The sequence below is a fragment of the Shewanella cutis genome, assembly GCF_022410515.1.
Lineage (GTDB): Bacteria > Pseudomonadota > Gammaproteobacteria > Enterobacterales > Shewanellaceae > Shewanella > Shewanella cutis.
On record NZ_JACSDI010000004.1, the window covers coordinates 86,261 to 111,390 of the forward strand.

Genomic DNA, 25,130 nt, shown 5'->3' on the forward strand with positions numbered 1-25,130 from the left:
GCTTCACTAAATCGCGATACCAACACAGGGGAATTAAGTTTAAATTTATTCCCCTGTGTTAGCGTGTTTTCATCAAATTTGCCATGGAAAACAGCATGCCACCCATTATTCTTACCCGATTCGGTCTCCTTGGTCTGTTTATTGCCATGCCAGTATTGGCCAATACTGCGCCTGAGCATTCACTTGCAAAAGAGCAAGAGAGCTTTTTTACTCAGTTGGCCGCCCATTGCGGTAAAGCGTTTGCGGGTACAGTTGTTTCTAAAGACAGTGCCGATGCTGCTTTTCGTGGACAATCATTAGTGATGCATGTGCGAGAGTGCAGTGATACTGAGCTAAAAATTCCTTTCCATGTGGGGGATGACCACTCGCGTACTTGGGTCATCACTAAAACGGCTCAAGGATTAAGATTAAAGCACGACCATCGTCATCAAGATGGGACAGAAGATAAAGTCACTATGTATGGTGGCGATACCGCCAGTATGGGAACCAGTCAAAAGCAATCATTTCCCATCGATCAGGCATCGATTGATAACTTTATGCAAAATGGCCTAACCCAGTCAGTCACCAATGTGTGGCATATGGAGGTTACGCCAAGTACCTTTAGTTATTTGCTTACTCGTGCAAATCGTCATTTTCAGGTGGATTTTGATCTAAGCCAACCGCAGCCTTTACCGCCAGCGCCTTGGGGGCATAAATAGGCTGTCGCTGAACCCATACATTGACATAATGTACCCATAGTCTGACAAATTTAACTCATTCAATGACATAAAAATGGCTTTTGTAATCATTTTACAAAAGCTATTTTCTTTAATATTAGTATGTTGAACAATTAATAACCCATAGATTGACAAAAAACTGCATGCCAGTACACTAAATGTACATTATTTGTGCGAATTTAACTCATGTACATAAGAAGCTTACGCAAACCATCACCGAACAAAAACGTATTTAAATTCGCTAGCGCAAAAGTTAGCGAAACGATAATGTGTGAAAGTTCATTGGAATTTGATGCGTGCTTTCATCATGAATACAATGATTGTATAGAGGTGTTTGGTAGCCAGCCTGAAGGGTTTTATTACGATTTTGAGGGCAAAAGATTGCCCTATACACCAGATATGATAGTTCACTTTATCGATGGGACGGTAAAGTTCCATGAATATAAACCTTATAGCAAAACATTCGATCCAATCTTTAGGGCTAAATTTCTAGCAAAGAAAGCGGTTGCTCAGTCTTTAGGTGCAGATCTTATCTTGGTCACTGAACGGCAAATCCGTGTAAACCCGATTCTAAATAATCTTAAAATTTTGCATCGATATTCGGGAGTTTACGGCTTGAGCGACATTCAAGTTGAACTGCTCAATCTTATAAAAAAATCAGGGAAAATTAGTGTTAACGAGGTGGCTGCAAAGCAATCATTAGCATTAGGGGAAATCCGTTCACACTTGTATTCCCTTATGCATAAAGGATTGGTTAAGGCGAACTTAAGCCAGGATGATCTTGGTTGTAATCCAGCGGTATGGTGCATTGAATGATGGATTTTGAGGATGAATTTAGTGAGTCTGAATTAGTTAAAAAACCAGATACCCCCATTCAATATGTGAAGTTAGAAGATACAGCATTAGTCAAAAGAGACTTAGATACCTTCCCTGAATTTTTAAGAGACAATGCGTTAAACAAATATCAACTCATTGTCTTCATAGACAAAAAAATTTCTGGTGGATGGACTCAAAAAAATCTAGATCCAATTCTTGATGTTCTTTTTACTACGGCCATGGACAAGCGGCCTAACTGGCGAACGTTAGTCCGTTGGCGAAAAAGCTACATTGAAAGTGATGGTGACCTTGCATCATTAGTCGTTAAGCGACACAAAATGGGTAATAGAACCAGTCGAGTTAAGGGGGATGAAGCATTTTTTGAGCAAGCCCTAACTCGTTTTTTAGATGCTAAAAGGCCTAAAGTATCTACAGCATATCAGTACTATAAAGATGCCATCACAATTGAAAATGAGAGCATTGTTGATGGACAAATTCCTATCATTTCTTATAAAAGCTTTAATCAAAGAATAAAGTCATTACCTCCTTATCCTGTTGCAGTGGCGCGGCATGGTAAATTCAAAGCAGATCAATGGTTTGCTTATTGCTCTTCCCATATTCCCCCAACGCGAATATTAGAGCGAGTAGAAATCGATCATACCCCATTAGATCTAATCCTGATTGACGATGAATTATCTATCCCAATTGGCAGACCTTATTTAACTTTGATTGTTGATGTTTTCAGCGGTTGTGTTTTGGGGTTTCACTTAAGTTATCGAGCACCTTCATATGTTTCAGCTGCCAAAGCAATAGTACATGCAATAAAACCTAAATCATTTGAAGGTCTTGGGATCAAACTTCAACATGAGTGGCCTTGCTATGGTAAATTTGAAAACCTAGTTGTGGATAATGGAGCAGAGTTTTGGTCGAAAAGTTTAGAGCATGCCTGTAAAGAGGCAGGAATAAACATTCAATATAACCCAGTTCGTAAACCTTGGTTAAAGCCTTTTGTAGAACGTTTTTTCGGGATGATTAACGAATGCTTTTTAGCCGAAATGCCAGGTAAAACCTTCTCGAATATCCTAGCAAAAGAAGACTATAAACCGGAAAAAGACGCCATTATGCGCTTTTCTACTTTTGTTGAAGAATTCCATCGCTGGGTTGTTGATATTTATCATCAAGATTCAAATTCACGTGAAACACGAATTCCTATAAAACAGTGGCAGCGTGGCTTTGATATTTACCCGCCACTAAAGATGAGTGCAGAGGACGAACAACGGTTTACTGTGCTGATGGGTATTTCAGATGAGCGAACATTAACCAGAAATGGTTTCAAATTTGAAGAGTTAATGTATGACTCTACTGCTTTGGCCGATTACAGAAAGCATTACCCACAAACCAAAGAAACCATCAAAAAAATCATTAAAGTCGACCCTGATGATCTATCGAGTATCCATGTTTACCTCGAGGAATTAGGCGGTTATCTTAAAGTCCCCTGTACTGATAATAGTGATTATACCCACGGCTTGAGCCTTCATGAGCATAAAGTGATTAAGAAAATTAATCGTGAAATTATTCGAGAAGGGAAAGATAATTTGGGATTAGCTAAAGCGCGTATGGCAATTCATGCTCGAGTAAAGCAAGAGCAAGAAGCGTTTCAAATATCTAATACAAAAGCGAAAATTTCAGGGGTTAAAAAGCAAGCTCAACTTGCAGATGTGAGTAATACCGGTCAGGGGACAATACGCCTCGAAAGCGAAGAATTGCTCCCTTCTTTACCTAAAAAATCAGAATCTAATATTAGTAATCTTCTCGAGCACTGGGATGATGATGTAGAGGCTTTTGAGTGAAAATGTTATCGCCCAATCAAATTGAACAGTTACAAAGATTTAGTGATTGTTTTGTTATGCATCCTCTGGTTAAAGACATTTTTAATGACTTTGATGAGTTAAGACTAAATAGGCATTTTCAATCGGATCAGCAGTGCATGTTACTTACTGGAGATACTGGTGTAGGTAAAAGTCATCTAGTTAACCACTATAAAAAAAGTGTTATGGCCAGCCAAAATTGCGGACGAGAATCTATGCCTGTTCTTGTGAGCAGGATATCAAGTGGTAAGGGGTTAGATGCAACCTTAACTCAAATGCTTGCAGATTTAGACCATTTTGGTAGCTACCAGAGAAGGAAACGTGGTTATGTGACAGATTTAAGGAAAAAGTTAGTTGAAAATTTAACTAAGGCTCAAGTTGAGCTGCTAATCATCAATGAGTTTCAGGAGTTAATTGAGTTTAAAACAGGATTGGAACGGCAAGATATAGCTAACGGTTTAAAGTACATCAGCGAAGAAGCTAAGATACCTATTGTTCTTGTTGGAATGCCTTGGGCTGAACAAATTGCTGATGAGCCACAATGGTCATCTCGTTTAGTTCGGAGAAGGAAGCTTGAGTATTTTAGTCTGCGAAAAGATATCAAGTTTTTCCGACAGTACTTAATGAGCTTGGCCAAATTTATGCCTTTTGATAATCCGCCAAAGCTAGAAGACAAGAATTTTGCAATTCCGCTGTTTGCAGCATGCAAAGGTGAAAACAGGCTGCTAAAGCATTTACTGATAGAGTCTTTAAAAATAGCTTTGAGGAAAGACGCAAAAAACCTCGACATTGAGCACGTTAGTAATGCCTACGATTTAATTTTTCAGAATGAAAATAGGCCTTCAGGTAATCCGTTTAAGCAGTCTCTAGATAACATATTGATTTCAGAGGTCGTTAAGCCCTCTAGGTATAATCCTAATGCTATGAGTCCTGAAGACATGTTAGTCGCGCGTGAATTCTCGACGCCCAAAACATTAGCTCAGCTATTGAACGGATGAGTATCAAACATCCTAACAATTTGTTCTTTATATCCGCCAATTAGCGCGAGGTTATAAAGATTTTCTTCATTGATATCAGCAATATTTGTCGAGACTTTCCTTGCTATTGGCAAGCCCTCTAGGGTTAGCTCTTCGGGTCTTATTACCATAGGGTGAGAAGGAACGTTCTTTCTATCTTGTTCGGCTCCTAAATCGAGTTCTTGCTGCTCAGTCAAAGATATAACAACCGAATGATTTGGGAGATCTTGATCTATTCGATACGCAAACTCAGTAAGGCTAGCCTCCGCTAAAGTGAATAACCAAGCTTGTTGGGTCTCATCTGAAGTGACTCGTAATATTCTACCTAGAACTTGACGATAGTGCATTTCAGTTTTGATGCGGCTCAGATGACAACATACTTGTAGACGAGGAATATCGGTACCTTCTGAAATCATGCCGACATTAACAATCCATTGAGAATAATTTTTCCTAAAATCGTCAATAATACCCGATGGATTTCTGGTTCTGGAAGTCACAATGCTGGCAGTTTGCTTAAAATCCGTAACCAGCATATGGTGTAGACGTTTAGCATGCTTGATAGAGCTAGCGACAACTAGGCCTCCGGCGTCAGGATTGCTAACACGGATATCGGCAAGCTTTTTAACACCCTGACTAAGCATATAGTGCATGATTTGCTCATGAATGATCAGATTTTGGTAATTAAATTTAGAATCCAGAATAAGCTCTTTAATCGATGAAAATACCTCTGTTGATTGACTCGTTTCAAGTTTGATTTTATCGTTATCAATCAATACTATATTTGGTTTTCGGCAAACGTTATCTTCGATAGCTTTTTGTAGACCATAACTAAAATCACAGTGAATTGTATTATCCGGTTCAGTGAATCGTGATAACACTATCGGGGCTTTATCCGAACGCCAAGGCGTGCCAGAAAGCGCTAAAGTATACGCAGCATGGTATTGGATATTTAATAGAACTTCTTCTCCCCATGCATTGGCATTACTAAGAAGATTGCCCTTTAGATGATGAACTTCATCCATGATCACAAACACTTTATGCGTTCTTAAGAGCTGCCAGAACGCCTCAGTTAAGGAGGGCATGAACTGATAGGTATAGACACTACCAATAGCCCCCATTAGCCCGTCAAATCGCTTGTCCAGACGTTTTGAAAAGGTTGAGCGAATGCTGTCATTCACTTCTGATGATGGAGAGAAGCACAGCACAAAATCAATTTTCCCCATAGCAATCAGTCTTGCAGCTAGTTCTGCAGCCATAATAGTTTTACCTGCACCAGGCGTTGCTAAACACATAAAATGGCTTTGTGTTTGGTAACGTCTAAGCGCCTCATCAACACAAGCATGTTGCCATTGCCTTAATTTCACTCTGAAGCTCCTTTAAGGTGCCTTAAATAGGCTTCAACAGCCTTAATTTTACCCATGAGTGTAGAGCCTTGATTTCGGGCATTCATGTAATGAGGATAAAGATTAGCTTTAGAATTTGGAAACTCTTCATACAGGCGTTTAAACTCTTCCGCTTCACCAATAAAGCCGAGTAAATCGACTTGATACTGATTTAGAGTTGCATGCAGGCTCTCTATTTCAGAGTTCTTAGGGTGAGGTACTTTTTCTTTTGTAGGACGCGCTTTACTCGGAATGAGTCGAGTTGCATCGAACATTAGCGTCTTCTCAAAATTTAACTGTTTTCCAGTAGATACTTTCTCTAGAAAGCCGATTTTCAACAGTTTTGAAAGAGTACGACGCACAATTTGATCTGACTCTTTTGGCAAAATTGAAGGTTCTACTGTAATCATTTGGTTTTTCAGGTAGGTAACAGTGAATTGTTGTAATTCACTAGCAATCAAAATCGTGTGTAATACTGCATTTATGCGGATCATTATTGCACCAAAATATTTACTAATAGTCTTAAATTTCAATATGTAATGTGCCGATCCATGACATTCATTCAATATTTTTCCTTATACTAAACGCCTAGTTCGTATAGAGCTTGACAACTTGCGATAAAAAGCTAAGGATTCCTTAGTATACCTCAAGTGAAAAAACTAAGACAATCTGAGCATCAAAGGACAAATCATGTTGAAGCTGTGGCAGATAAAATCATCAATCCATTACCAATTAGACTTAAACAAGCCCGCATTGCTAAGGGAATTAGTCAAAAACAACTGGGTATTCAGCTAGGTATGGAGGTTGGCAGCGCCAGTGCGCGTATGAATCAGTATGAGAAAGGCAAACACACGCCTGACTACAAGACCTTAAAGGCCATGGCCCATGAGCTAGGTGTGCCTGTGGCGTATTTTTTTTGTGAGTCAGAAAGCACAGCAGAGTTGCTGTGCTTGCTTGAAAAGATGACTGAGGAAGAAAAAGTTGCACTAGTGCATCAAATTAAAGGTGATTAATTTTAGTATAAAATCCCTCTAATGTTCGTCCCCCAGATTCCCCTCCTGTAGTCAAACTAGCTACTTCGCCGTTATCATAGTATGGAGGTTGGTCATAAATAATCTCTTTTGGGTATAACTAAAAGGAATGACACAGAAATTTGAACGCTACCCTAGTATGAAGCGGTGTTTTTTAAGGATTGCCTCTTTACGTTCAGGTGAATACCGAGCCATATCGTTCTCTTTTGCCGCACCCTGTCTTTAAAAATAATGATTATTTAGGGGTGACAACAATCCTGACACAGGGGGGAAGCATGAGAGTTACCTTTTTGCTTTGATTAAGTTTCGACACCTTTATCAAAACGGGTAACTCTCATCTTTTCAGGATGTTGTGTTAGAACTAGTCTAAACTAATACAATTTAGGATTTAAAGTGCCTTGTTGGAGTATTGGCATAAGGTATTTACTTCTAACTTTTTGGTCTTCTTGTGTATCCTTCTTTTCCAAATAATCATTATACTTTGGCTGATGAGTAATCCAATCAAGAAACTTGTTAGAGATTTTAGAAATAAACTTAGACTCAAAGCTTACATAGCCTACAGGAAAAGAAATATCTCGTTTGTCATCTAACTGTAGATGAAATAGACTGGCCACCATTATACCAGGAATCATCATAAACTCTGCATCTTCACCGCCAAATCTGGCTGGTAAGTCCATTAGTTCAGCATCAGATAGTTTCCAAAAGTTATTCCTTTGGATTATCGACTCTTGATAACTCTCACAAACCATACCTAAAACGACTTTTGATGTTTTCTTCCTTTTATCGAAGAGACTATAAATTCCATCTACTAATTTACTTAAATCAGTAGTTTTACCCCATGTTTTAGATTCTGCATTGGTAAGCCAGATCAAACCTGAGTTATCTTGTTTATTTTCAAAAATAGTCCCAAGCCGACCCAATATAATGTCTCTGTTATTTTCTGTATAAAGGTTACCAATTAGCATAAATGTATCATCATTTAGCCTGGTTAAGCTATTTTCATAATGATTAACTAAACCTTTAATATTAAGTGTTTTAGTGCTTTCATCCCAATACTGAAGTAAAAATGGATCATTTGATACTTCAAGATATTCGTTAAAGCTGTCATACTGATCCTTCTTTGTATCTACTTGAATCGTAGAGTCCATGAGTGAGAACATTGTTTTACTCTCATCCCATTCATCGACTGTATTTGAAACATATTCCATTTTTAGTATGTTAGGTGATTCTGTATCCACAAAATACTCAACCTCGAGCGGGAGTGTTGAGTCGAATCTATTTGATACTTGATTGATTTTATATAATTCTTTTATCTCTGAAAAAACATCCTCTTTCAATACAAGCTCTCTAAATAAATTGAAATTTGTATCAAAAGCACTTTGCGCTTTATTTAATAAATTTCGGTAGCATTCATCTGGCAAGTTTAGTGAAACGCTAAAGTCTTGGGAGCCAGAACGTCTTACATCAGTAGACAGCATTCTAAAACTGTACAATTCAAACTCAACTGGAGACGCTTCGTCAGTTACTTCAAAAAAAGTAGGTCTCAAATTTCCATCTTCCTCTGTAAACTTACTCATAGCATAATAAGTCAGTTTTATCTTACCTGTTTCCCACTCAATCAAATTCTCTTCCTGTAGATCATCAACAATTGCTAGCATTTCTTTATTTGTTAAACCAAAGAAATCCTGAATCGTCTCCAAACTAGTGGTGGTCAATGAGTAAATGAGTCTGATCACAAACTCTTTAACAACTGGCAACTCACGCTTCTTACTTACGGTGTAATCCATAAAAAAGGACTTCATGGGTAAGCCAAAGCAAACCTTACTTAATTGAATCTTCATTTTTTTGACTCCAGAGATTGGGAATTTACAATCGAGTATGCTTTATCACTGTGCTCTGAAATATACTTGTATACTCGGCCAAACGCAGAGCCTTCATTACGATTCCTCCACATATCCGAATTACCAATTATGAGTAGTGCTTCCTTAGCTCGAGAAAGTGCTACGTTTGCTCTATTCTCTGAAGAAACATGTCCTTGGCTGCCACTTGGGTTACTTCTGACTAAAGAGACAATAACAATATCATTCTCTTTACCTTGATAACTATCTACCGTGTCTACTTTTATTATTCCTCTTTCTAGTAACGTTCGAGCCCATGAAACACCATTAATTTCACGAATTAGATGCCTAACTTGTTCTCCATACATGCAAATAATACCGACCTTAGGATCATCATCTTCTACAAGAACGGCTTCCGCATTTTTATGAGCGATTAGCTTGCTTAAAAGCTCTAATATTATTTCAGCTTCGTACCTATTAACATAACTATTCTTGTTTGCATTTTTAGCTGTTGGCTCAGACTCAAAAGATTTTCTCTTAGCTTTACTAGTATCGATCCAAGTCACTGGCGTACAAATTTTTTCAAATAGCTCTAAATAAGCTTTTTCCGTTACACCCCTACCAGTCTCTAGGCCACCTTCTTGTGAGTAAAAACATTCTGAAACTAGATTTCCAACAGCAGGAATCATACGGTATTGAATTCTGAGAAAACGCCCTACAGTTTTCCCATAACTAGAAACGAATGCTCTTTCAAAGTCACTACGTTTAAGCTCTTCAGTACTAACTGTTGGTAAAATTCTTTTGGCAGCCTTTATATGCTCTTCATCAAATAGTGGTGGGAGTTGCTTATGGTCCCCAACCAAAAGAATCTTACGCCCTACCTGCATAGCTATTGCAAGCTCACTTGCTGGTGACCTAGCAGCTTCATCAATAACTACTAAATCATAAATGTTCTCTTGGATTCCATAATGATTACGTCCTATCCCGACACAAGTTCCACATACTAAAGTCCGAGTCTTTGATAAGAAGTTCTGGAACTGAGATTGGCTAGAAGCCATAACGCTAAGCCACTCATTTGAAATAGAAATGATATTCTTAAACTTTGATAACAAATCAGTAGAGAAAATTTCATAGTGTCTAGCCAATGCTAAATAAATAAAATCTCTATAGTAAGTAAGCTCAATATCTCCAAGATTCAGTTCCATACCCGCTTTACGTGAAAAGAATTCCGGTAATTTTTTATTGAATACTTCGATCTGATTCAACAATGCGCCTGAGGTGTTACTGTACTGGTCAACTCAAACTGGACACTTTTACTTGAGAATTCTCAAACTCTACAGGTGACAGATCGTCATTAGCAGAATGAAGTCGCTCTAAGTTGTAATATTTCATGTAAGCCGTCACATCTTGCTTCATAAACTCCCTTGTTGGTTGAGCAACTTTAAAAATCCAATCGTGTTTCAAGCTACCAAAGAAACGCTCAACAACGGCATTATCCCAACACGCACCCACATCACCCATGCTGGCTCGAATACCATAGCTCAATAGCAGCCTACCGAATTGCTTACTGGTATATTGCGAGCCTCGGTCACTGTGAAATACCAACCCTCTGGCCGGTTGGCGCAGGTTGTATGCTTTTATTAATGCCTTCGATATCAAATCTGTGGTCATGCGTTTGTCTATGTGCCACCCTACAATTCTGCGTGAATATAAATCCATCACCACTGCCAAATACATCCAGCCTTCACCCGTCTTTAAATAGGTCACGTCACCCGCCCAAACCTGATTAGCCGATACTGGATTAAAGTTCATGTTTAACAGGTTATCAGCCACTGCATCTGAGTGTTTTCGGTGCGTAGTCACCTTGTAAGCGCGTCGCAGGGTTGCTCTAAGTCGAAGGCGGTGCATAATTTTACGAACGAGATAGCGACCAACCTGGTAGCCTTCCTTGCGTAATTTCTTCACCATTGCACGATTTCCTAAGCTGCCTCGACTTTGCTTAAATAGCTGTCGAACAAGGCGATAAAGCTTCAGTGTTTCAAGGCTTATCACGTTTGCAGGGCGCTTATGCCAATCGTAATAACCTGATTTACTTACACTCATTACTCGACATAACAGTGCTACGGGAAACAGGTTGGATTGCCGTTTGATGAAACGAAATTTTACTTCATTTCTTTCGCAAAGAAGGCGCTGGCCTTTTTTAGAATTTCTTTCTCCATTCGTAATTCTTTGTTTTCTTTACGTAATCGCTTTAATTCATCACGCTCAGACTCTTCTAAGGTAACACCTTGTTTCAGGGCTTCGTGTTTTTCCTTCCAGTTGTAAAGCAGGCTCGTACTAACTCCAAGAGACTTTGCCGCATCGGCAACGCTATAACCTTGTTCTAGCACCATCAAGACAGCTTCATCTTTAAATGCTTGCGGATAACTCTTATGTGATTTCTTCAGACTCATATAGACCTCTTAATTTATTGACCATACTGTCTCAAAATTAAGTGTCCGATGGGATTAGACCAGAACAGTTCTTAGAAACTCTACTATGTCATGGTTTGGTTTCAGCGACATAGGCTAAACCGATACTAAAACTAATAAAAAACCTCTGCATCTTTCGATAGCAGAGGTTTTTTATCAAGAATAGATCAAAAAACTTAGTTCCCCCTCGGCTCGAAGCTGAAGGATTGTCCCGCCAGTGCGGCCTCAAACATCAACCCGCCTTTCGCTACCGTGAAGACCGCCATGCCATTGATATAGGCTGCGGTGGCCGATTGATTGCCACCTGCTTGACCTGCCCCCGCGGAATTCCCTGTGGTACCTGCTTTGGCATTGGCGCCCATATTAATGGCAACGGCTGAAGCTTGGGCATCGAATTCAAAGCTGCCACTGGTAAACTCATTGTAGGATTTGGCATCCTTAAAGAAGATAATCTCGCTATAGGCTTGTCCACCTAATTGGAATCCAATGGAGAGCTGGGTCAGGCTGGAGTCTCCCATATATTGACCAGCTTGAAAGACCCGACCTTTTCCGTAGGCTGCACCAATTCCAATCCCGCCCTTGCCAACCGTGGGGAAGATGGCATAACCATAGGCGGTATCAAAAAACTTGCGGGTTTCCTTGGCTTGGTGAAAGTTCTTTAAAGCCTCAGTGTAACTGTCATCCGCTTGTACAACAGGCGTCATCAAGCTGGCAATCAAGCAGGTTGATGCGGCAATAAGGGATAAAAATGATTTCATGGCGTTCCTTCCTTAATTTCTCGTTCTATCAGACTACCCTGTGTTGCCACAAATGACAGCCTAAAGCTGCGTTAATGTCAGCTCAGATTCAGTTTATTCAGCGACATATGCTGCTTGTTTTGATAACGCGGTGGCGATTTAGTTCTTAATCTCTGGAGGGGGATTGGTTATTTTATCTGAACTATCGTTCGATTCCTGCTGTACTTTTTGAATAAACTCAAACTCTTCTGGCGTTAGTATTACCGAGGACTGAATTTCAGCCTTAGGCTGTGGGGCTGATAAATGCCCTTTTAAATAGGCAGTGTGAGTGATCTGCTTAAGGCCGTAGGCAGCAAGCAGGTAAAAGCTTAATAGTAAGCTTAAGCGCGGTATGGCATGGGATAGGGGTAAAACGTAATCCCCTGAGTAAAAAGGTAATACCACCAGAAATACGCGTAGTAGCCAGTTAAGTAACATGGCAAGAGTGAGGCCAAATAACCAGCGAAAGCGGATGACTCTTAAGGTGTCCTGTAGTGCATTACTGACTAGCTGTTGATGTAATTTATGCTGTTTAAGCAGTAGCCAGAGAGCTGCAAAGTAGGCTGCTGTTTGGATGCATAACAGTAACGGTAGGATTAAACTCCAGTGGCTGAGGTCGATATCCTGCCGATAATTAAAGAATTCTGTCTGAAATTTAACGGCATTTTTATGTAACTCTAACCGTAAAATGATATCCAGCACTGCGAGCAATAACGTGATGATAGCTGGCCAATAATGCCATGAAAACCCAATATTTCCAGTGTGTCGCTCTAAGCTGCGTTTGCAGTAGAGATAGAGTAATGGCATGAGTAAAAAATAAATTGGGGTGATCAGCTTAAATATCACATGAATAGGAATAGGCGTGTTTTCGTGGTTGAGCATGCCTGTCAGAAAATAAAAGGCGACGAGACTGAGAAAACCTGCCAGCAGCTTTTGATTACTGCCCGAATGATAGAAGTAGCGAATATAAATAGCTAACGCGAGGCAATGTAAGCCACCAAATAGGGATAACCACCAATAGGCTTGAGCAAAAAACGTATCAAATTGGTTCATTTTGTCACCTCGACGTTCTGTTATAGCAGGGAAATTTGAGGCGAAAAAGTGTTCCTAGGTATTTTTCTGTGAAATGGCGATGCGGTGATGACGATTTGAGGCCGCTTCGGGCACTGATGTTGGCACAGGATGGCGTTCTGCCAATAAGTGTTTGATTGCACGAATAGGATGCGGTAACAGCATTCTCGGGCCAGCAAAAATCATGATCTGCTTTACCTGCGCTTTTTGTGCGGGTTTGTAACAGTGCACTGGGCACTTATTGCAGGTAGGTTTCTCTTGTCCGTAGGGGCAGCGGTCGAGACGAACGGCTGCATAGTCTAATAGCGCAACACAATCGGTGCACAGACCTGATTCCGTTTGTTTTTGGTGTTTGGCCTGACAATAAATTTTAGCCATCGCGCTAATGGTTTGATGCTCGTAGCGCAGTTTACCTGTGAGTAGGGCCGCTGAATTCATGGGAATACCTTAGTCTGTGACTCGGATAATCCCATCATAAGCAGTGGCGCAGGCTTGTTCAAAACGTAAGTATCAATTTATGAAGGTGCGCACAAAATAAGACTTTAAATATGCATCACCTTATCAGCATCAAGTGTCCAGCGGGTAAGATCCTGCAACGTACCAATTTGAGTGCCTTCAATAAGCATTTCGCTACTGACGCCCCTTGCTTGAGCGCAGGTTTTACACAGTAAAACAGGGACTTGTTGGGCGCTTAGGATCTCAAACATTTGTTGCAAGTTATAGCTTAGATCGGGAGTTGTCTGATGTTTAAGTGCACCAAATACGGCATCAGACATTAAAAATATTTTGAGATCAACATCTTGGTCAGTTTGATCCTTGAGTGCTAAGGCAATACGTAGGCTGTTAAACAGTTTCTCTGTGCCGTAGGGGCTGGCGTGGGCAACAATAAGAATTTTTTGCATTAGGCTTTCCTTAATTTCTGCAAACAGTCATAAGCCTAACAGTCTAGCCGAATTGGTCATATAGATTTGCGTACAAGATCGGATAAAACGGCATAAATACTTGATTTATTCAGACACAATGGACTTTAATAGCGATCAATCTCTGCTTAATTTTTGGACAAAACCTCTTGCCAACCATAGATAGCTCCCCGGTGTGGCAAGCCAACAGAAATAGCTTCAGACGGGAAGCTGCCATAAAAGGTGAAGAAGAATGAAGGTCATTGTCGTTTTTATACTGATCGCAATCGGAGTGTTTTTATTTGTTCGTGCCCAGCGTTTAGCGAGGGAAGAACAAGCGGCAATGATGGCGAAAAAATCCGCCGAGAACGCCGTGGATATGACCACTTCGCCACAAGCAATCGAACCTAAGCAAGGCGTTGACATCCCTTCTAAAACAGATACCTCAATTGATACTAAATCCCATGAAGCCGAGCTGATGCCAAGGCAAGCCGAAACCAAGCTTGGGCGTGTCGAGATGGCTGAAGATATTATCGATGTGGATGTTCCCGCCGAAACAAATGAACAAAGCGTGATCATCTTAGCCGGTGCCAGCAAAGAAACGCTGAAAGCTGACGAGGTTACAACACCTGTATCCATGCAGGCTGATATCCTAGCGCCAAGTGCGGCAGTGGTAAAACTAGAATCGGCTGCATCATCAGCTAAAGTCGAGGTGAATCGCAGTAGTCTTGCTGATGGGGAAAAGCAAGATTCAGCGAAAAGTGTTCCGCAGCTTGTGACGCCTGGCCCATGGGCGAATGTAACACTTCAGCGTGCGGTAGAAGAATACCAAGGTGCAGAGACGGAATTGACGCGCTATAACGCCCTACTGAATGTCATCGCAGAGTGTTACAAGCAGCGAAAATCAACCGAATATGTACAGTATGGGGCAGCACTTGCTACGCTTTTCCTCGAATTATTCCACAGGGCGAGCGCCACAAAACCTAAAGAGACTGAGCTTAAAACAACAGGATTTTTGCAGTTAGCAACACTGCTAAATGATACGCAAGCCTTTGATCAAGCAATTGAACTCTGTAAGGAAGCTATTGCGCTTGGATTAACCGATGGCACAGTTACTGGGTTCGAAGGCCGTATTAGTCGCATTGAGAAGGCGCAGGCAAAGGCTGAAACGGCGTAATGGTGAGAGTGTGACTTGCAATGTTGCCGTGGCTTAAGGTTAAAGAGCCTGGCAAAAATCTGTTAATTTAAGTGCCTCAAAAGTTCATAACCTAAAAGCGGTTATTTAACCGCTAAAAGCCGTGTAGAATTCACCGACTTAATGCGCAAAAGGCGAACTAAGGTTCGCTTTTTTTATGGGCTATGTTTATGAATGTTATCGCTCAATACTGTTATCGCGCCATAAAGGTCAGATGTTCCTTGGCCATGTTGGTTATCTGTCTCACCCTTGGCTTAAGTGGTTGCACTAAAACGCCCGAGTGGACGTTATTCTATTACCCAGAACTGAGCGTGCTGCCAGATGCACCATTACAACCTGATACCATTAATGGCTATTACGACACGCTAGAACAGTGTCAGCGTAAAGCCCATGGCCTACAACGTTTGACTCGCTCCGGCATTAGTGGCTTTAATTCCGACGTTAATCCAAGTGGCACCGGCGTTTACCAATGTGGCCAGCAGTGCGAGTTAAACGACCAGTCAGTGCTGGTATGTAAGCAACTTACTCAATAGGGCGCCATAGGGAAATCACCGATGAAGTTCAAACAGGATTTTTTCACCCAATTGCCTGAGTTTTATTCCCAAGTTTATCCGCAGGGGATAAGCAATCCCCATTGGCTTGCTTGGAGTCACGATGCTGCGGCGTTAATTGGCTTACATGAGCCGACAGATGAGCTATTACTGGGCTTATCGGGTAACGCTGCCGTTGAGGGCGCAACTTATTATGCGCAGGTATACAGTGGGCATCAGTTTGGTGGTTACACTCCTCGATTAGGTGATGGCCGCTCAATTATCCTCGGTGAAGCGATTGGCCCTAATGGTGCGTGGGATGTGGCGCTTAAAGGCGGCGGTCCGACGCCTTATTCTCGCCATGGTGATGGTCGGGCTGTCATGCGCTCAGCGGTGCGTGAATTTTTGGTCTCCGAAGCGCTGTATCATTTAGGTGTGCCTACAACCCGTGCCTTGGCGGTGATTGGCTCTGATATGCCCGTTTGGCGCGAGAGCCAAGAAACCGCTGCCATTACCGTACGTTTGGCCCGTAGTCATATCCGTTTCGGTCATTTCGAATTTTTCAGCCATAGCGAGCGTGGCCAAGCTGATAAGCTGACGCAGTTACTCAATTTTACCATTCGCCAACACTATCCCCATTTAAGCTGCGATCCTGCGGGTTATAAAGCCTGGTTTTTACAAGTGGTGCAAGATACCGCCAAGATGATCGCCCATTGGCAGGCAATCGGTTTTGCCCATGGGGTAATGAACACCGATAATATGTCGATTCTTGGGGATAGCTTCGATTTTGGCCCCTTTGCCTTTCTTGATACCTTCCAAGAAGACTTTATTTGTAATCATTCAGACCCCGATGGACGTTACGCCTTTGGCCAGCAACCTGGTATTGGTCTGTGGAATTTGCAACGTTTAGCGCAGGCGTTGACACCTGTGATTGCCTCCGATGATTTAATCGCTGCCCTGAATCAATATCAGCACGCCTTAGTGCAGCATTATTTGGCGCTGATGCGCGCTAAGTTGGGATTAGTGCAGCAAGCTGATTCAAGTGCAGAGCAGGATCAGCAGGACTTAGAACTCATTGGCCGCTTTACCGTGTTGATGGAGAAAAATCAGCTGGATTACAGCCATACTTGGCGTCGCTTTGGTCAGCTTGATCCCAGTAGTTTACACTCGAGCCTGCGGGATGATTTTATCGATCTCAACGAGTTTGATGCTTGGTATCAGGTGTATCAGGCGCGGCTTGGAAAGGTTGCCGATGTCGAGGCATGGCAACAGCAGTGTAATAGAGTCAATCCCAAGTATATCTTGCGTAACTATTTGGCCCAAGAGGCAATTATCGCGGTCGAGGAGGGCAATTTGGCGCCGCTACAGCGTTTACATCAAGTATTGCGCCAGCCTTTTACCGAGCAAATTGAGCATGAAAATCTGGCCAAGCGTCCACCTGATTGGGGGCAAGGGCTGATCATGTCGTGCAGTAGTTGATGGAAGTCACAATGAAATTAAACGCCATTCAGTTAGATAGTGCCGCCTTAAGCTTAAGTGTGAGCGGTGATATCGACTTTGATCATTTCGAAGTCTTTGCCGAGCCGTTAGCACGCGCATTAGATTGCCGTGTGCGCGAGCGTCAATGGGGAGCCGATCGTCATCAATGGTTATTGGAGTTTGAAGGTACACCGCTTTGGCTTAACTATGAGTTTTACGGCAATATCTGTTGGCTGAGTGTGGAGCGTGAGGCCGATGTTGAGGTGCTAGAATACTTAGCCACACTGCTAACATCCCACCTATGAGTGTTCTGAAAGCACTATTTTATGTTTATGAGAGAGCCCAATGAGCCAAGAGAAGTTAGACCTACGAAAGAGTGCCGCGGATGATACTCATTCGGGCGTAGCCTTTGACTTTCAAGCCTTAACGCCGGATTTGATTTTAGATGCGATCGAAAGTCTTGGGGTTTATCCAGAAACTGGCTTATTAGCACTCAACAGCTACGAAAACCGCGTGTATCAATTTCGTAGCGATGAAGGGCAACGCTATGTGGTGAAGTTTTATCGCCCCGATCGTTGGAGCGATGCGCAAATTCAGGAAGAACATGATTTTGCGCTCGCCCTCGCCGAGCAGGAAATTCCCATGGCAGTGCCAGCCTCAGTGCAAGGGCAAACCTTGCAGCATTTCCAAGGTTTTCGGTTTGCACTGTTTCCTTCCATCGGTGGTCGAGCCTTTGAAGTGGATAATTTAGAGCAGCTGGAATTTGTTGGCCGTTTTATCGGTCGTATACATCAGTATGGCGCGCAGTCAGTTTTTAATGCCCGTGAGCCACTCAATCCGCAAATCTTAGGTGATGAGCCATTGGCGTGGTTGAAGCAATCAGGATTAGTGCCAACTTCACTGCGAGTGGCTTTTTTCACTGTGGTTGAACAAGTATTGGCGAAGGTTAATACCCTTTGGGCGCAGCAACGCTTCAAGCCGATTCGCTTGCATGGCGATTTACATCCCGGGAATATTTTGTGGACACCCGATGGCCCAGGCTTTGTGGATTTAGATGATGCGCGTATGGGGCCGGCCATTCAAGATTTATGGATGATGCTGACAGGGGATCGGGCGCAGCAGCAACTGCAACTGGAAATCTTACTCGAAGCCTATGAGGAGTTTTGTGAATTCGATACGCGGCAATTGGCGCTGATTGAACCTCTGCGGGCGTTACGTATGGTGCACTATAACGCTTGGATTGGTAGACGTTGGCAAGATCCGGCTTTCCCTATGCATTTCCCATGGTTTGGGGATGAAAAGTATTGGGAGCAGCAGATTTTGGCATTTAAGGAGCAACTGGCGGCGCTTGATGAACCACCGCTCAGCTTGATCCCTTATTAGATGTGTAACTGGCGCGGATTAAGTGGTTCAATTGTTTGGCAGATTGAACTCTTCGCTTGAGTTACACTCAAAAACAGAAATATATTAGGCTCCAGCTATTTTAGATAATTGATTTAAGGAAAATTCATGAAAAAAGCATTACTTATGGCGGCAGCGCTGTTATTGGCTCCATTAACGGTTTCAGCAGCAGAGTACAAAGAAGGCGTACATTACACCGTGATTAACGATGGTCCTGCGACCGCTAAGCCAGAAATCACCGAGTTTTTCTCTTTCTATTGTCCACATTGCTATACCTTTTCTAAAACCGTAGTGCCTAAAATTTTGGCTGAGAAGCCTGCGGGTGTGGAATTTAACCAAGCTCACGTTGATTTTATTGGTAAAGAAATGGGCGTAGAAATGTCACGCGCTTTTGCGGTTGCTCACCAACTCAATGTGGATGAAAAAATCGATGCCGCTTTATTTACTGCCATCCATGATAAGAAACAACACTTCACCAGCCGTGATGATGTTCGAGCTTTGTTTGTCGCAAATGGTGTTGATGGTAAAACCTTTGATGCCGCTGCAGATTCATTTATGGTCAAAGCCCAAATGTCGAAAATGAAGCGCGATACCGAGAACGCTAAACTGACAGGCGTACCCGCTCTGGTTGTTAATGGCAAATACCGTGTCGAAACGGGTGCGATTAAGTCCTATGACGAGCTATTAGACATTGCTTACTACTTAGCAAGAAAGTAATTATCACCGGATTGCAGTGATTTAGTCATCTATTTGCAATCTAACTGATTGATAATATTTAGTAATAAAAAAGGAGCCTAGTGCTCCTTTTTTATTGGTCAGTGACTGGTCAAAAATACGCTGAACCAGTATTGCGAAGTATGCTTATTAGAATTTTGGCAAAAAAAACCGTACTTCCGATAATGGAGAGTACGGACTTGAGCCATAGGGCTCATTTTTACCCTGAGTAACGTGGTTGATTCTAGTTGTGCGTCAAAATAATGTCAATGGTCAAAATATTGACGATTGATGGTTTTTTAATTGAAGTAATTTTTATTTAAATAAATCATATGATTACATTTTTATCTTGTAAATTTTGAAAATAATGTCTTTAAGATGAAACTCAATTGGTCATCTTTCTGTCAAATACTGTGATCTATAACAAAAAAATGCCTGTAGGGGGTTATATGAGAGTTTTCCCTGTCTACGCACCTAAGCTTATCGTTAAGCATGCGCGTATTTTTCTCACTGGCGTGATATGGGTAAAAGACTTAGGCCGATTAGAATTTGAAAAAGGGCGATTTTTATTGCCGAGAAAAAGCCTGCCAAAAGTAAAGCAGGCTATCTTAGAGCTGAACGAATTGATTGAAGCGCAGAATCATCAAACTAAAACAGCTTAGATTTCACTATTGAGCAAGCCAACAAGTCCGGTAACTTTCTCGTTCCAAGAACTGAGTTCCTGTTGCAATTGTTGGTTTTGCTCGATTAATTGATTGTTTTGCTCACTCAAGGTCGACGTCTTTTGCTTCTCTTCATCTAGCTCCATTTTTAGAAGCTCGATAGTTTCGAGTGTAGCCTGGATCTTGGTTTCCAGTTTGGACAGTAATTCAAGGCTCATCTGGAGAGTCCTATAGTTTCTGGATGGGACTGTGATTCTAGCAGTGCCACTAGCATAAGGAATAGCAGTCTTTGTCGTTTGGCTAAAAAACGTCCGATAACCGAGTGCTAATTTAAGTTTTTTTGCATTTGTTATTAACTCGTTAGTATTCTTGGTTTTATTTATTGTCGGAATGGCCCATGTTGTCGAATTTGCTCGCCATACTTCCTCTGGTTTTAACCTTGGTATTAGCCCTTTGGTTGCGACGTACTTTAGTCGCGTTAGGCGTCGGAATACTCTCTGGCGCCTTGATTATTGCCCATTTCGATATCCTGCAAAGCGTGAGTTATCTCCTCGAGATAGGTGTTAAACAGTTTTATAGCCAAGATGCGTGGCAATGGTGGCATTTAAATGTACTGATGGCCATGTTACTGCTTGGGAGCATGACGCAACTACTTGCCAGAAGTGGCGCAGTCGGGCAGTTCGGTGATTGGTTATATCGGCGTATTCGCTCGGGGCGACAGGCACGTATCGGGGTGGTGTTACTGGGCTGGTTGATCTTTATTGATGGTATTTTTAGTTGCCTTGCCGTGGGCCATGTGTGCCAGCCTTTGAGCCAACGTTACGGTATTCGTCAGGAGCAACTGGCTTATTTGGTTGACTCTAATGCCTCACCACTTTGTTCCTTGTTACCTTTTTCTAGTTGGGGGCCCTATGTGATGGCGCTGCTGGCGGGATTAAGTTTCTTACCAGTTTCTGCGGTTGAGGCCTTTATCGAGGTGGCTTTATCCAATTTTTATGCGATTACGACCTTAGGGTTATCGCTGATTGTGGCTTGGTTTGGGGTGGGATTTCGCCCAATCGAGGGGGCAGTGTTAATGGCGGCTGAGCCGAGTAAGGTGACTCAGATGGAAATTGCGCCGTCTAGCTCCCAAGGTAATCCTTGGTTGCTGGCGATTCCTATGCTGACCTTGCTGGGCGCGTCTGTTGGGTTAACCCTGTGGTCGGGGGCGCAGCAGGTGCCTTCATGGGATATTTCGGCCTGGTTAGCCAGCGCCGATATTGGTGCTGCGATGCGTGATGCGTGTTTGTTATCGACCTCGGTGACCCTTGGCTTGTTAATGATGTCAGGCCGAAGCATAGGTAAGTTATTGGGTGACCTAGCCCATGGGATCCGTATGATCGCGTTTGCGATTGCAATATTGCTCTGTACTTGGATGATTGGCGCGGTGATCCAAGATCTCGGCGTGGCGAGTTTATTGGCCGATTGGGCAAAATGGTATTTATCCCCCAGTTTGCTGGTGGCGGGTATGTTTTTACTCTGCGCCATCATGGCCTTTGCCACAGGTTCGAGCTGGGGGACGTTTGCCATTATGATCCCAATTGGCGGTGAAATTGCCCATAATATGGATGCCAGCATGTTGTTACCCGTATTGAGCGCGGTGATGGCGGGCTCGGTGTTTGGCGACCATTGTTCGCCGATTTCCGATACCAGCGTGCTGAGCGCGACCAGCTCCGGATGTTTGCCCCATGATCATGTAGTGACTCAGTTACCCTTCGCACTTATTGCTGCCTTTGCGGCATTGGTGGGATTTCAGCTAGTCAATTTATCCGTGGCAACAGTGTTTGTATGGTGTGGCGTGATATTTACGGCGCTAGGTTTGCTCATGCTAATGACGCGCTTTTATCCGCCCTGGGTGGGCGCTCGTTCGCAGACAAACTGAGCCTTTCGGGGTAAAATAGTCACAGAATTAACTATCTGATTTAAGAGATTATCCCTATGAGCATTACCCGTTTAGATGTTGGTACACGCATGAGCAGCATAGTGATCCACCAAGGTACTGTGTACTTATGTGGTCAGGTCGCAAAGGATAAGTATCAAAACATCACCGAACAAACGACCACTATGTTAGAAGAGGTGGATGCTTTGTTAGCGCAGGCGGGTAGTTCCCGCGAGCACTTGTTGTCAGCCACTATCTATCTAAAGGATATGAATGACTACGATGCCATGAATGCCGTTTGGGACGCTTGGGTACCACAAGGTCATGCACCAGCCCGTGCCTGTGTACAGGCGGCGATTGCCGAGCCTGAATATCTGGTTGAAGTCTCTGTGATTGCGGCTGTAGCCAAGGCGTAAACCGCGATCGACAGCTAAGTTGGTCGTAAAGCCAAGTTAATACTTGGCTTTATTCGTCATCAGGTAATTGCTGCCAGAGATTCTGGTGTCATATCCGTCGCAACAACGCGATTTTCAATTAGAACAAGATCTTCAGTTAGAAATACCGAGCCAGATTTGCCGGAATATTTGGGCTGTGCGAGGCATAATGTGCCTGCAAGCCTTGGGAGATGGCTTCAATATCCAGTGTTGGTAAATCTTGCGCTATGATGGCCGCAGCCCAAGATGCGTGGAGCTTGAGTTGAGTATAATGTTCAGTTTCAACAAACCGTGCCAACGAATAACGGCTGCCACCCAATCCGTGTCCCCAACCTTCGCTAACGTCAAAGGGGGAATCGAGTCGCTTGCTATCAAACTCCACCAAGTAGGGAGATTGGCCGTGGTGACCACCAGTCCAATCGCCTAATTCCAATAGCAGAATCATCCTTGCCATTTATTTTTGCTCCTTTGTTATTGGCTCGCAATCATAACACGGCCAAAACTAGCAGCGGGATCCGTCGGCGTGATGGCGATAATGCTATCTAGCCGCAGTGTTTGCTGTCCCGCTTGATGTTCAACGATTAGCCATTCAGTCTTATCTGCATGGGTCTGAGTCGTAATTGCCCGTGCTTGGCACTGGCTGCCGTCTTGCAACTCAATCTTGAGCCAATAGCCGCGAAGGCAAGCCAGTTCAAGGTAGTCGTAGTGGGCACAGGGGATTATTTTATACTCAGACATCATCTTTGTTCTCAGTTGAATGATTTAGATGCAATTCAAGGTCTCATATTCAGCGATAGGAGAATTGAATATGAAGTGCATCGTACTCTTTGGTCTTTTGTGGTTGCAGTTTTGGCAACCCGTATTGGCTCAGACATTGGCCCCTTTTCAAGCGCAGAGTGCAGCGACCCGTCCATATATTATCGAACTTTACACCTCACAGGGATGTAGCAGTTGCCCGCCCGCCGATGCGTGGCTGTCAGAGCATTTTAATCAGACCGACCTATGGCAGGAATATTTTCCGCTGGCCTTTCATGTCACCTATTGGGATTACCTAGGATGGAAGGATATTTTTGGGCAAAGGACGTTCAGTGAGCGTCAATATCAGCATTTAAACCAGAAGCATATACGGCAAGTTTATACACCGCAGTTTGTGATTAATGCACAGGAATGGCGGGGTTGGTTCTCCCGTGACTTCACTGGCATATTTACTGCGCCCCAGCCAGCAGTGGGGTTGCTTAAGGTGCGCATCGCTAATCGGCAACTCGAAGCGAGTTTTGCGCCGCAACAACCTTGGGCTCAGGATAAAGACTTGAGTCAAGCACGGTTACACTTAGCACTCGTTGGCTCAGGGTTAACGACTGAGACAAAACGCGGTGAGAATCGCCATAAAAAATTAACCCATGATTTTGTCGTGCTTAGCTTGCAAACAATCTCCGGCAGCGCCCGAGTTACAGAGCTAGCGGCTTCAGATTCAACTTTGTATTTTGATCAATCCCTCAATACGATTCCAACGGTTGCACTAGAAGCGCCCCGTTTGGCTTGGGTGGTGTGGTTAACGCTTAATGGTGAACCAATACAGGCTGTTGGTGGCTGGCTTGAGCAGACTTGAGCCAAATTCGGGATAACCTATAAGGTCAATAAGCGTGGTGGAATCAGGGGATTGACTATTACAGGAGGGAGATAAGACATTTTTTATTGGGTTATTTTATCGGCTAAGACTTTTAGATGAATGTCACCTATTGACTTTATTCTTGCTGCTACCTAGTCTGCTTGTTCAGTAATCAAGGTGGTATGCGATGGAAATAAAATACGATTTAAAACCTGCGTCCGAACGCCGTACTGAGCAATTCAAGCCCGAGGGAAATGTGGGCTTCGGTAGCCTCAGAACCGATCATATGTTTTTAATGGATTATCGCGATGGTGAGTGGCGCGATCCTCGTATTGTGCCCTATGGCCCGTTTGAAATGGCGCCGGGTGCGATGGCGTTGCACTATGGCCAATCAATCTTCGAAGGCGCTAAAGCCTTTATGCATGAAGATGGCGAAATTTATACGTTCCGTATTAATAAAAACGCTGAGCGTATGAATCGTTCTGCGGATATTGTCTGTATTCCTAATATCGATGAGCAGATGCAAATCGATGCGATCAACGCCTTGATCGATGTGGATCGTCTCTGGTTCCCGATGCAAGAAGGTGCCTGTTTATACATTCGCCCCTTTATTTTTGCGACCGAAGACCGTCTGTCTGTAAGCCCAAGTTCTCGTTACACTTTCTGCGTAGTGTTAAGCCCTAGTGGTGCTTACTATGCTGCCGGAGTGAACAAAGGTATCCGTTTGTTGATCAGTAAAACCTATCACCGCGCTGTATCGGGTGGTACCGGTGCATCGAAGGCGGCGGGTAACTATGCCGCCTCATTACGTGCCGGTAAAGCAGCCGCGCAGTTTGGCGCCTCACAGGTGTTGTATTTAGATGCCAACAATCAGCAGATTGAAGAAGCAGGCGCCATGAACCACTTCCACATTCTCAAAGATGGCACAGTGATTATCCCGACATTCACCGACACCATCTTAAAATCGATTACCTCACAATCCATTATGGAACTCAGTGAGCTACTCGGCTGCGAAGTGCGTCAAGAGACAGTCATGCTGGATAAGTTTATTGCTGATATCGAATCCGGCGAGATTATCGAGGCGGGTGGCTTTGGAACTGCCGCCGTAGTGTCAGCTGTTGGTTCTTATATTTTTGAAGATGGCCGAGTGGTGACTGTTGGCAACGGCGAGGTGGGTGAGCATATTCAACGCATCTACAAACTGTATACCGATATCCAAAAAGGTCATGTTCAAGGCCCTAAGGGATGGGTAAAACGCGTCGAGCGTGTTGCGCCTTAATTGCGGCTAAATTGAAAGAATCAGG

The 25,130-nt window shown here is 43.1% G+C and carries 28 protein-coding genes; 16 read left to right on the forward strand and 12 right to left on the reverse strand.

Features of this window, described 5'->3' with window-relative positions:
• The first annotated feature begins 83 nt into the window (after positions 1-83).
• The 4 genes from H9J30_RS09045 (at position 84) to H9J30_RS09060 (ending at position 4,398) form a co-directional block, all read left to right on the forward strand.
• Positions 84-698: a hypothetical protein gene (locus H9J30_RS09045; protein ID WP_240130717.1), complete on the forward strand. Its 615-nt coding sequence runs from the start codon at positions 84-86 to the stop codon at positions 696-698.
• Positions 699-983: 285 nt separating this feature from the next.
• Entirely contained in the window at positions 984-1,532 is a 549-nt protein-coding gene (locus tag H9J30_RS09050) for a TnsA endonuclease N-terminal domain-containing protein (RefSeq protein WP_240130718.1), read from the forward strand.
• Positions 1,529-3,382: a transposase family protein gene (locus tag H9J30_RS09055; RefSeq protein ID WP_240130719.1), complete on the forward strand. Its 1,854-nt coding sequence runs from the start codon at positions 1,529-1,531 to the stop codon at positions 3,380-3,382. Before H9J30_RS09050 ends, H9J30_RS09055 begins: the two co-directional genes overlap by 4 nt.
• A 2-nt stretch (positions 3,383-3,384) precedes the next feature.
• The gene (locus tag H9J30_RS09060; RefSeq protein WP_240130836.1) at positions 3,385-4,398 is read left to right on the forward strand and encodes a TniB family NTP-binding protein; all 1,014 of its coding nucleotides are present in this window, start codon (positions 3,385-3,387) and stop codon (positions 4,396-4,398) included.
• Here H9J30_RS09060 and H9J30_RS21690 read toward each other — a convergent pair.
• Both H9J30_RS21690 and H9J30_RS09070 read right to left on the reverse strand, forming a co-directional pair.
• The gene (locus H9J30_RS21690; RefSeq protein ID WP_240130720.1) at positions 4,380-5,780 is read right to left on the reverse strand and encodes a DEAD/DEAH box helicase; all 1,401 of its coding nucleotides are present in this window, start codon (positions 5,778-5,780) and stop codon (positions 4,380-4,382) included. The genes H9J30_RS09060 and H9J30_RS21690 overlap by 19 nt on opposite strands.
• Positions 5,777-6,292, reverse strand: a complete 516-nt coding sequence (locus tag H9J30_RS09070) for a hypothetical protein (RefSeq protein WP_240130721.1) — start codon at positions 6,290-6,292, stop codon at positions 5,777-5,779. The genes H9J30_RS21690 and H9J30_RS09070 overlap by 4 nt, the downstream gene beginning before the upstream one ends.
• Before the next feature lie 207 nt (positions 6,293-6,499).
• On the opposite strand from H9J30_RS09070, the gene H9J30_RS09075 reads away from it, so the two are divergent.
• The gene (locus H9J30_RS09075) at positions 6,500-6,811 is read left to right on the forward strand and encodes a helix-turn-helix domain-containing protein (protein WP_427915906.1); all 312 of its coding nucleotides are present in this window, start codon (positions 6,500-6,502) and stop codon (positions 6,809-6,811) included.
• Positions 6,812-7,200: 389 nt separating this feature from the next.
• Here H9J30_RS09075 and H9J30_RS09080 read toward each other — a convergent pair whose 3' ends face one another.
• From H9J30_RS09080 to H9J30_RS09110, 7 genes are all read right to left on the reverse strand, one after another.
• Positions 7,201-8,670 (reverse strand): hypothetical protein, encoded by a 1,470-nt coding sequence (locus tag H9J30_RS09080; protein WP_240130722.1) that lies wholly within the window; start codon positions 8,668-8,670, stop codon positions 7,201-7,203.
• Positions 8,667-9,932 carry a DEAD/DEAH box helicase gene (locus H9J30_RS09085; protein WP_240130723.1) on the reverse strand — a complete coding sequence of 422 codons (1,266 nt, stop codon included), beginning with the start codon at positions 9,930-9,932 and terminating at the stop codon, positions 8,667-8,669. The genes H9J30_RS09080 and H9J30_RS09085 overlap by 4 nt, the downstream gene beginning before the upstream one ends.
• 28 nt (positions 9,933-9,960) lie before the next feature.
• A protein-coding gene (locus tag H9J30_RS09090) for an IS3 family transposase (protein WP_240130724.1) occupies positions 9,961-11,120 on the reverse strand; the annotation gives its coding sequence in 2 pieces (ribosomal slippage) (positions 9,961-10,871 and positions 10,871-11,120; 1,161 coding nt in all).
• A gap of 194 nt (positions 11,121-11,314) precedes the next feature.
• On the reverse strand, positions 11,315-11,896 hold the full coding sequence (locus H9J30_RS09095) for a YSC84-related protein (RefSeq protein WP_240130726.1): 582 nt from the start codon (positions 11,894-11,896) through the stop codon (positions 11,315-11,317).
• A 138-nt stretch (positions 11,897-12,034) separates the two neighbouring features.
• On the reverse strand, positions 12,035-12,967 hold the full coding sequence (locus H9J30_RS09100; RefSeq protein WP_240130727.1) for a hypothetical protein: 933 nt from the start codon (positions 12,965-12,967) through the stop codon (positions 12,035-12,037).
• A 54-nt stretch (positions 12,968-13,021) separates the two neighbouring features.
• Positions 13,022-13,423, reverse strand: a complete 402-nt coding sequence (locus tag H9J30_RS09105) for a nitrous oxide-stimulated promoter family protein (RefSeq protein WP_240130728.1) — start codon at positions 13,421-13,423, stop codon at positions 13,022-13,024.
• A 104-nt stretch (positions 13,424-13,527) separates the two neighbouring features.
• Positions 13,528-13,887, reverse strand: a complete 360-nt coding sequence (locus H9J30_RS09110) for a DsrE/DsrF/TusD sulfur relay family protein (RefSeq protein WP_240130732.1) — start codon at positions 13,885-13,887, stop codon at positions 13,528-13,530.
• Between the two features lie 250 nt (positions 13,888-14,137).
• On the opposite strand from H9J30_RS09110, the gene H9J30_RS09115 reads away from it, so the two are divergent.
• The 7 genes from H9J30_RS09115 to H9J30_RS09145 all read left to right on the forward strand — a co-directional run bounded on the left by H9J30_RS09115 (position 14,138) and on the right by H9J30_RS09145 (position 19,865).
• Positions 14,138-15,061 carry a hypothetical protein gene (locus H9J30_RS09115; RefSeq protein WP_240130735.1) on the forward strand — a complete coding sequence of 308 codons (924 nt, stop codon included), beginning with the start codon at positions 14,138-14,140 and terminating at the stop codon, positions 15,059-15,061.
• A gap of 188 nt (positions 15,062-15,249) precedes the next feature.
• Positions 15,250-15,612, forward strand: a complete 363-nt coding sequence (locus H9J30_RS09120; protein ID WP_419789877.1) for a hypothetical protein — start codon at positions 15,250-15,252, stop codon at positions 15,610-15,612.
• 21 nt (positions 15,613-15,633) lie between these two features.
• Complete coding sequence (locus H9J30_RS09125) at positions 15,634-17,088, forward strand: protein adenylyltransferase SelO (protein WP_240130736.1); 1,455 nt, start codon at positions 15,634-15,636, stop codon at positions 17,086-17,088.
• 11 nt (positions 17,089-17,099) lie between these two features.
• Positions 17,100-17,393, forward strand: coding sequence for a DUF3630 family protein (locus H9J30_RS09130; RefSeq protein WP_240130745.1), 294 nt, complete (start codon positions 17,100-17,102; stop codon positions 17,391-17,393).
• A 40-nt stretch (positions 17,394-17,433) separates the two neighbouring features.
• Positions 17,434-18,471, forward strand: coding sequence for a serine/threonine protein kinase (locus H9J30_RS09135; RefSeq protein ID WP_240130746.1), 1,038 nt, complete (start codon positions 17,434-17,436; stop codon positions 18,469-18,471).
• A gap of 126 nt (positions 18,472-18,597) precedes the next feature.
• Entirely contained in the window at positions 18,598-19,206 is a 609-nt protein-coding gene (locus H9J30_RS09140) for a thiol:disulfide interchange protein DsbA/DsbL (RefSeq protein WP_240130747.1), read from the forward strand.
• Between the two features lie 446 nt (positions 19,207-19,652).
• On the forward strand, positions 19,653-19,865 hold the full coding sequence (locus tag H9J30_RS09145) for a DUF1107 domain-containing protein (RefSeq protein WP_011070699.1): 213 nt from the start codon (positions 19,653-19,655) through the stop codon (positions 19,863-19,865).
• On the opposite strand, the gene H9J30_RS09150 is transcribed toward H9J30_RS09145, so the two are convergent.
• Positions 19,862-20,083 (reverse strand): cell division protein ZapB, encoded by a 222-nt coding sequence (locus H9J30_RS09150; RefSeq protein ID WP_240130748.1) that lies wholly within the window; start codon positions 20,081-20,083, stop codon positions 19,862-19,864. The two genes, H9J30_RS09145 and H9J30_RS09150, sit on opposite strands and share 4 nt — an antisense overlap.
• Positions 20,084-20,262: 179 nt before the next feature.
• On the opposite strand from H9J30_RS09150, the gene H9J30_RS09155 reads away from it, so the two are divergent.
• Entirely contained in the window at positions 20,263-21,786 is a 1,524-nt protein-coding gene (locus H9J30_RS09155) for a Na+/H+ antiporter NhaC family protein (protein WP_240130749.1), read from the forward strand.
• Positions 21,787-21,842: 56 nt separating this feature from the next.
• On the forward strand, positions 21,843-22,199 hold the full coding sequence (locus H9J30_RS09160) for a RidA family protein (protein ID WP_240130750.1): 357 nt from the start codon (positions 21,843-21,845) through the stop codon (positions 22,197-22,199).
• Positions 22,200-22,335: 136 nt separating this feature from the next.
• Here H9J30_RS09160 and H9J30_RS09165 read toward each other — a convergent pair whose 3' ends face one another.
• Both H9J30_RS09165 and H9J30_RS09170 read right to left on the reverse strand, forming a co-directional pair.
• Positions 22,336-22,671 (reverse strand): hypothetical protein, encoded by a 336-nt coding sequence (locus H9J30_RS09165; protein WP_037413738.1) that lies wholly within the window; start codon positions 22,669-22,671, stop codon positions 22,336-22,338.
• A 17-nt stretch (positions 22,672-22,688) separates the two neighbouring features.
• The gene (locus tag H9J30_RS09170) at positions 22,689-22,955 is read right to left on the reverse strand and encodes a Rho-binding antiterminator (RefSeq protein WP_240130839.1); all 267 of its coding nucleotides are present in this window, start codon (positions 22,953-22,955) and stop codon (positions 22,689-22,691) included.
• Positions 22,956-23,025: 70 nt separating this feature from the next.
• Between H9J30_RS09170 and H9J30_RS09175 the strand changes: the two genes are divergently transcribed.
• Entirely contained in the window at positions 23,026-23,826 is an 801-nt protein-coding gene (locus H9J30_RS09175) for a DUF1223 domain-containing protein (protein WP_240130751.1), read from the forward strand.
• A gap of 187 nt (positions 23,827-24,013) precedes the next feature.
• Positions 24,014-25,105 (forward strand): branched-chain amino acid aminotransferase, encoded by a 1,092-nt coding sequence (locus H9J30_RS09180; protein WP_240130752.1) that lies wholly within the window; start codon positions 24,014-24,016, stop codon positions 25,103-25,105.
• Positions 25,106-25,130 lie beyond the last annotated feature (25 nt).

What these genes read in the sequence shown, in the direction of transcription:
- H9J30_RS09045 (WP_240130717.1), top strand. Translation starts at nt 84, where the DNA reads ATGGAAAACAGCATGCCACCCATTATTCTTACCCGATTCGGTCTCCTT.
- H9J30_RS09050 (WP_240130718.1), top strand. Translation starts at nt 984, where the DNA reads ATGTGTGAAAGTTCATTGGAATTTGATGCGTGCTTTCATCATGAATAC.
- H9J30_RS09055 (WP_240130719.1), top strand. Translation starts at nt 1,529, where the DNA reads ATGATGGATTTTGAGGATGAATTTAGTGAGTCTGAATTAGTTAAAAAA.
- H9J30_RS09060 (WP_240130836.1), top strand. Translation starts at nt 3,385, where the DNA reads ATGTTATCGCCCAATCAAATTGAACAGTTACAAAGATTTAGTGATTGT.
- H9J30_RS09070 (WP_240130721.1), bottom strand. Translation starts at nt 6,292, where the DNA reads ATGATCCGCATAAATGCAGTATTACACACGATTTTGATTGCTAGTGAA.
- H9J30_RS09080 (WP_240130722.1), bottom strand. Translation starts at nt 8,670, where the DNA reads ATGAAGATTCAATTAAGTAAGGTTTGCTTTGGCTTACCCATGAAGTCC.
- H9J30_RS09095 (WP_240130726.1), bottom strand. Translation starts at nt 11,896, where the DNA reads ATGAAATCATTTTTATCCCTTATTGCCGCATCAACCTGCTTGATTGCC.
- H9J30_RS09100 (WP_240130727.1), bottom strand. Translation starts at nt 12,967, where the DNA reads ATGAACCAATTTGATACGTTTTTTGCTCAAGCCTATTGGTGGTTATCC.
- H9J30_RS09105 (WP_240130728.1), bottom strand. Translation starts at nt 13,423, where the DNA reads ATGAATTCAGCGGCCCTACTCACAGGTAAACTGCGCTACGAGCATCAA.
- H9J30_RS09110 (WP_240130732.1), bottom strand. Translation starts at nt 13,887, where the DNA reads ATGCAAAAAATTCTTATTGTTGCCCACGCCAGCCCCTACGGCACAGAG.
- H9J30_RS09115 (WP_240130735.1), top strand. Translation starts at nt 14,138, where the DNA reads ATGAAGGTCATTGTCGTTTTTATACTGATCGCAATCGGAGTGTTTTTA.
- H9J30_RS09120 (WP_419789877.1), top strand. Translation starts at nt 15,250, where the DNA reads ATGAATGTTATCGCTCAATACTGTTATCGCGCCATAAAGGTCAGATGT.
- H9J30_RS09125 (WP_240130736.1), top strand. Translation starts at nt 15,634, where the DNA reads ATGAAGTTCAAACAGGATTTTTTCACCCAATTGCCTGAGTTTTATTCC.
- H9J30_RS09130 (WP_240130745.1), top strand. Translation starts at nt 17,100, where the DNA reads ATGAAATTAAACGCCATTCAGTTAGATAGTGCCGCCTTAAGCTTAAGT.
- H9J30_RS09135 (WP_240130746.1), top strand. Translation starts at nt 17,434, where the DNA reads ATGAGCCAAGAGAAGTTAGACCTACGAAAGAGTGCCGCGGATGATACT.
- H9J30_RS09140 (WP_240130747.1), top strand. Translation starts at nt 18,598, where the DNA reads ATGAAAAAAGCATTACTTATGGCGGCAGCGCTGTTATTGGCTCCATTA.
- H9J30_RS09145 (WP_011070699.1), top strand. Translation starts at nt 19,653, where the DNA reads ATGAGAGTTTTCCCTGTCTACGCACCTAAGCTTATCGTTAAGCATGCG.
- H9J30_RS09150 (WP_240130748.1), bottom strand. Translation starts at nt 20,083, where the DNA reads ATGAGCCTTGAATTACTGTCCAAACTGGAAACCAAGATCCAGGCTACA.
- H9J30_RS09155 (WP_240130749.1), top strand. Translation starts at nt 20,263, where the DNA reads ATGTTGTCGAATTTGCTCGCCATACTTCCTCTGGTTTTAACCTTGGTA.
- H9J30_RS09160 (WP_240130750.1), top strand. Translation starts at nt 21,843, where the DNA reads ATGAGCATTACCCGTTTAGATGTTGGTACACGCATGAGCAGCATAGTG.
- H9J30_RS09165 (WP_037413738.1), bottom strand. Translation starts at nt 22,671, where the DNA reads ATGGCAAGGATGATTCTGCTATTGGAATTAGGCGATTGGACTGGTGGT.
- H9J30_RS09170 (WP_240130839.1), bottom strand. Translation starts at nt 22,955, where the DNA reads ATGTCTGAGTATAAAATAATCCCCTGTGCCCACTACGACTACCTTGAA.
- H9J30_RS09175 (WP_240130751.1), top strand. Translation starts at nt 23,026, where the DNA reads ATGAAGTGCATCGTACTCTTTGGTCTTTTGTGGTTGCAGTTTTGGCAA.
- H9J30_RS09180 (WP_240130752.1), top strand. Translation starts at nt 24,014, where the DNA reads ATGGAAATAAAATACGATTTAAAACCTGCGTCCGAACGCCGTACTGAG.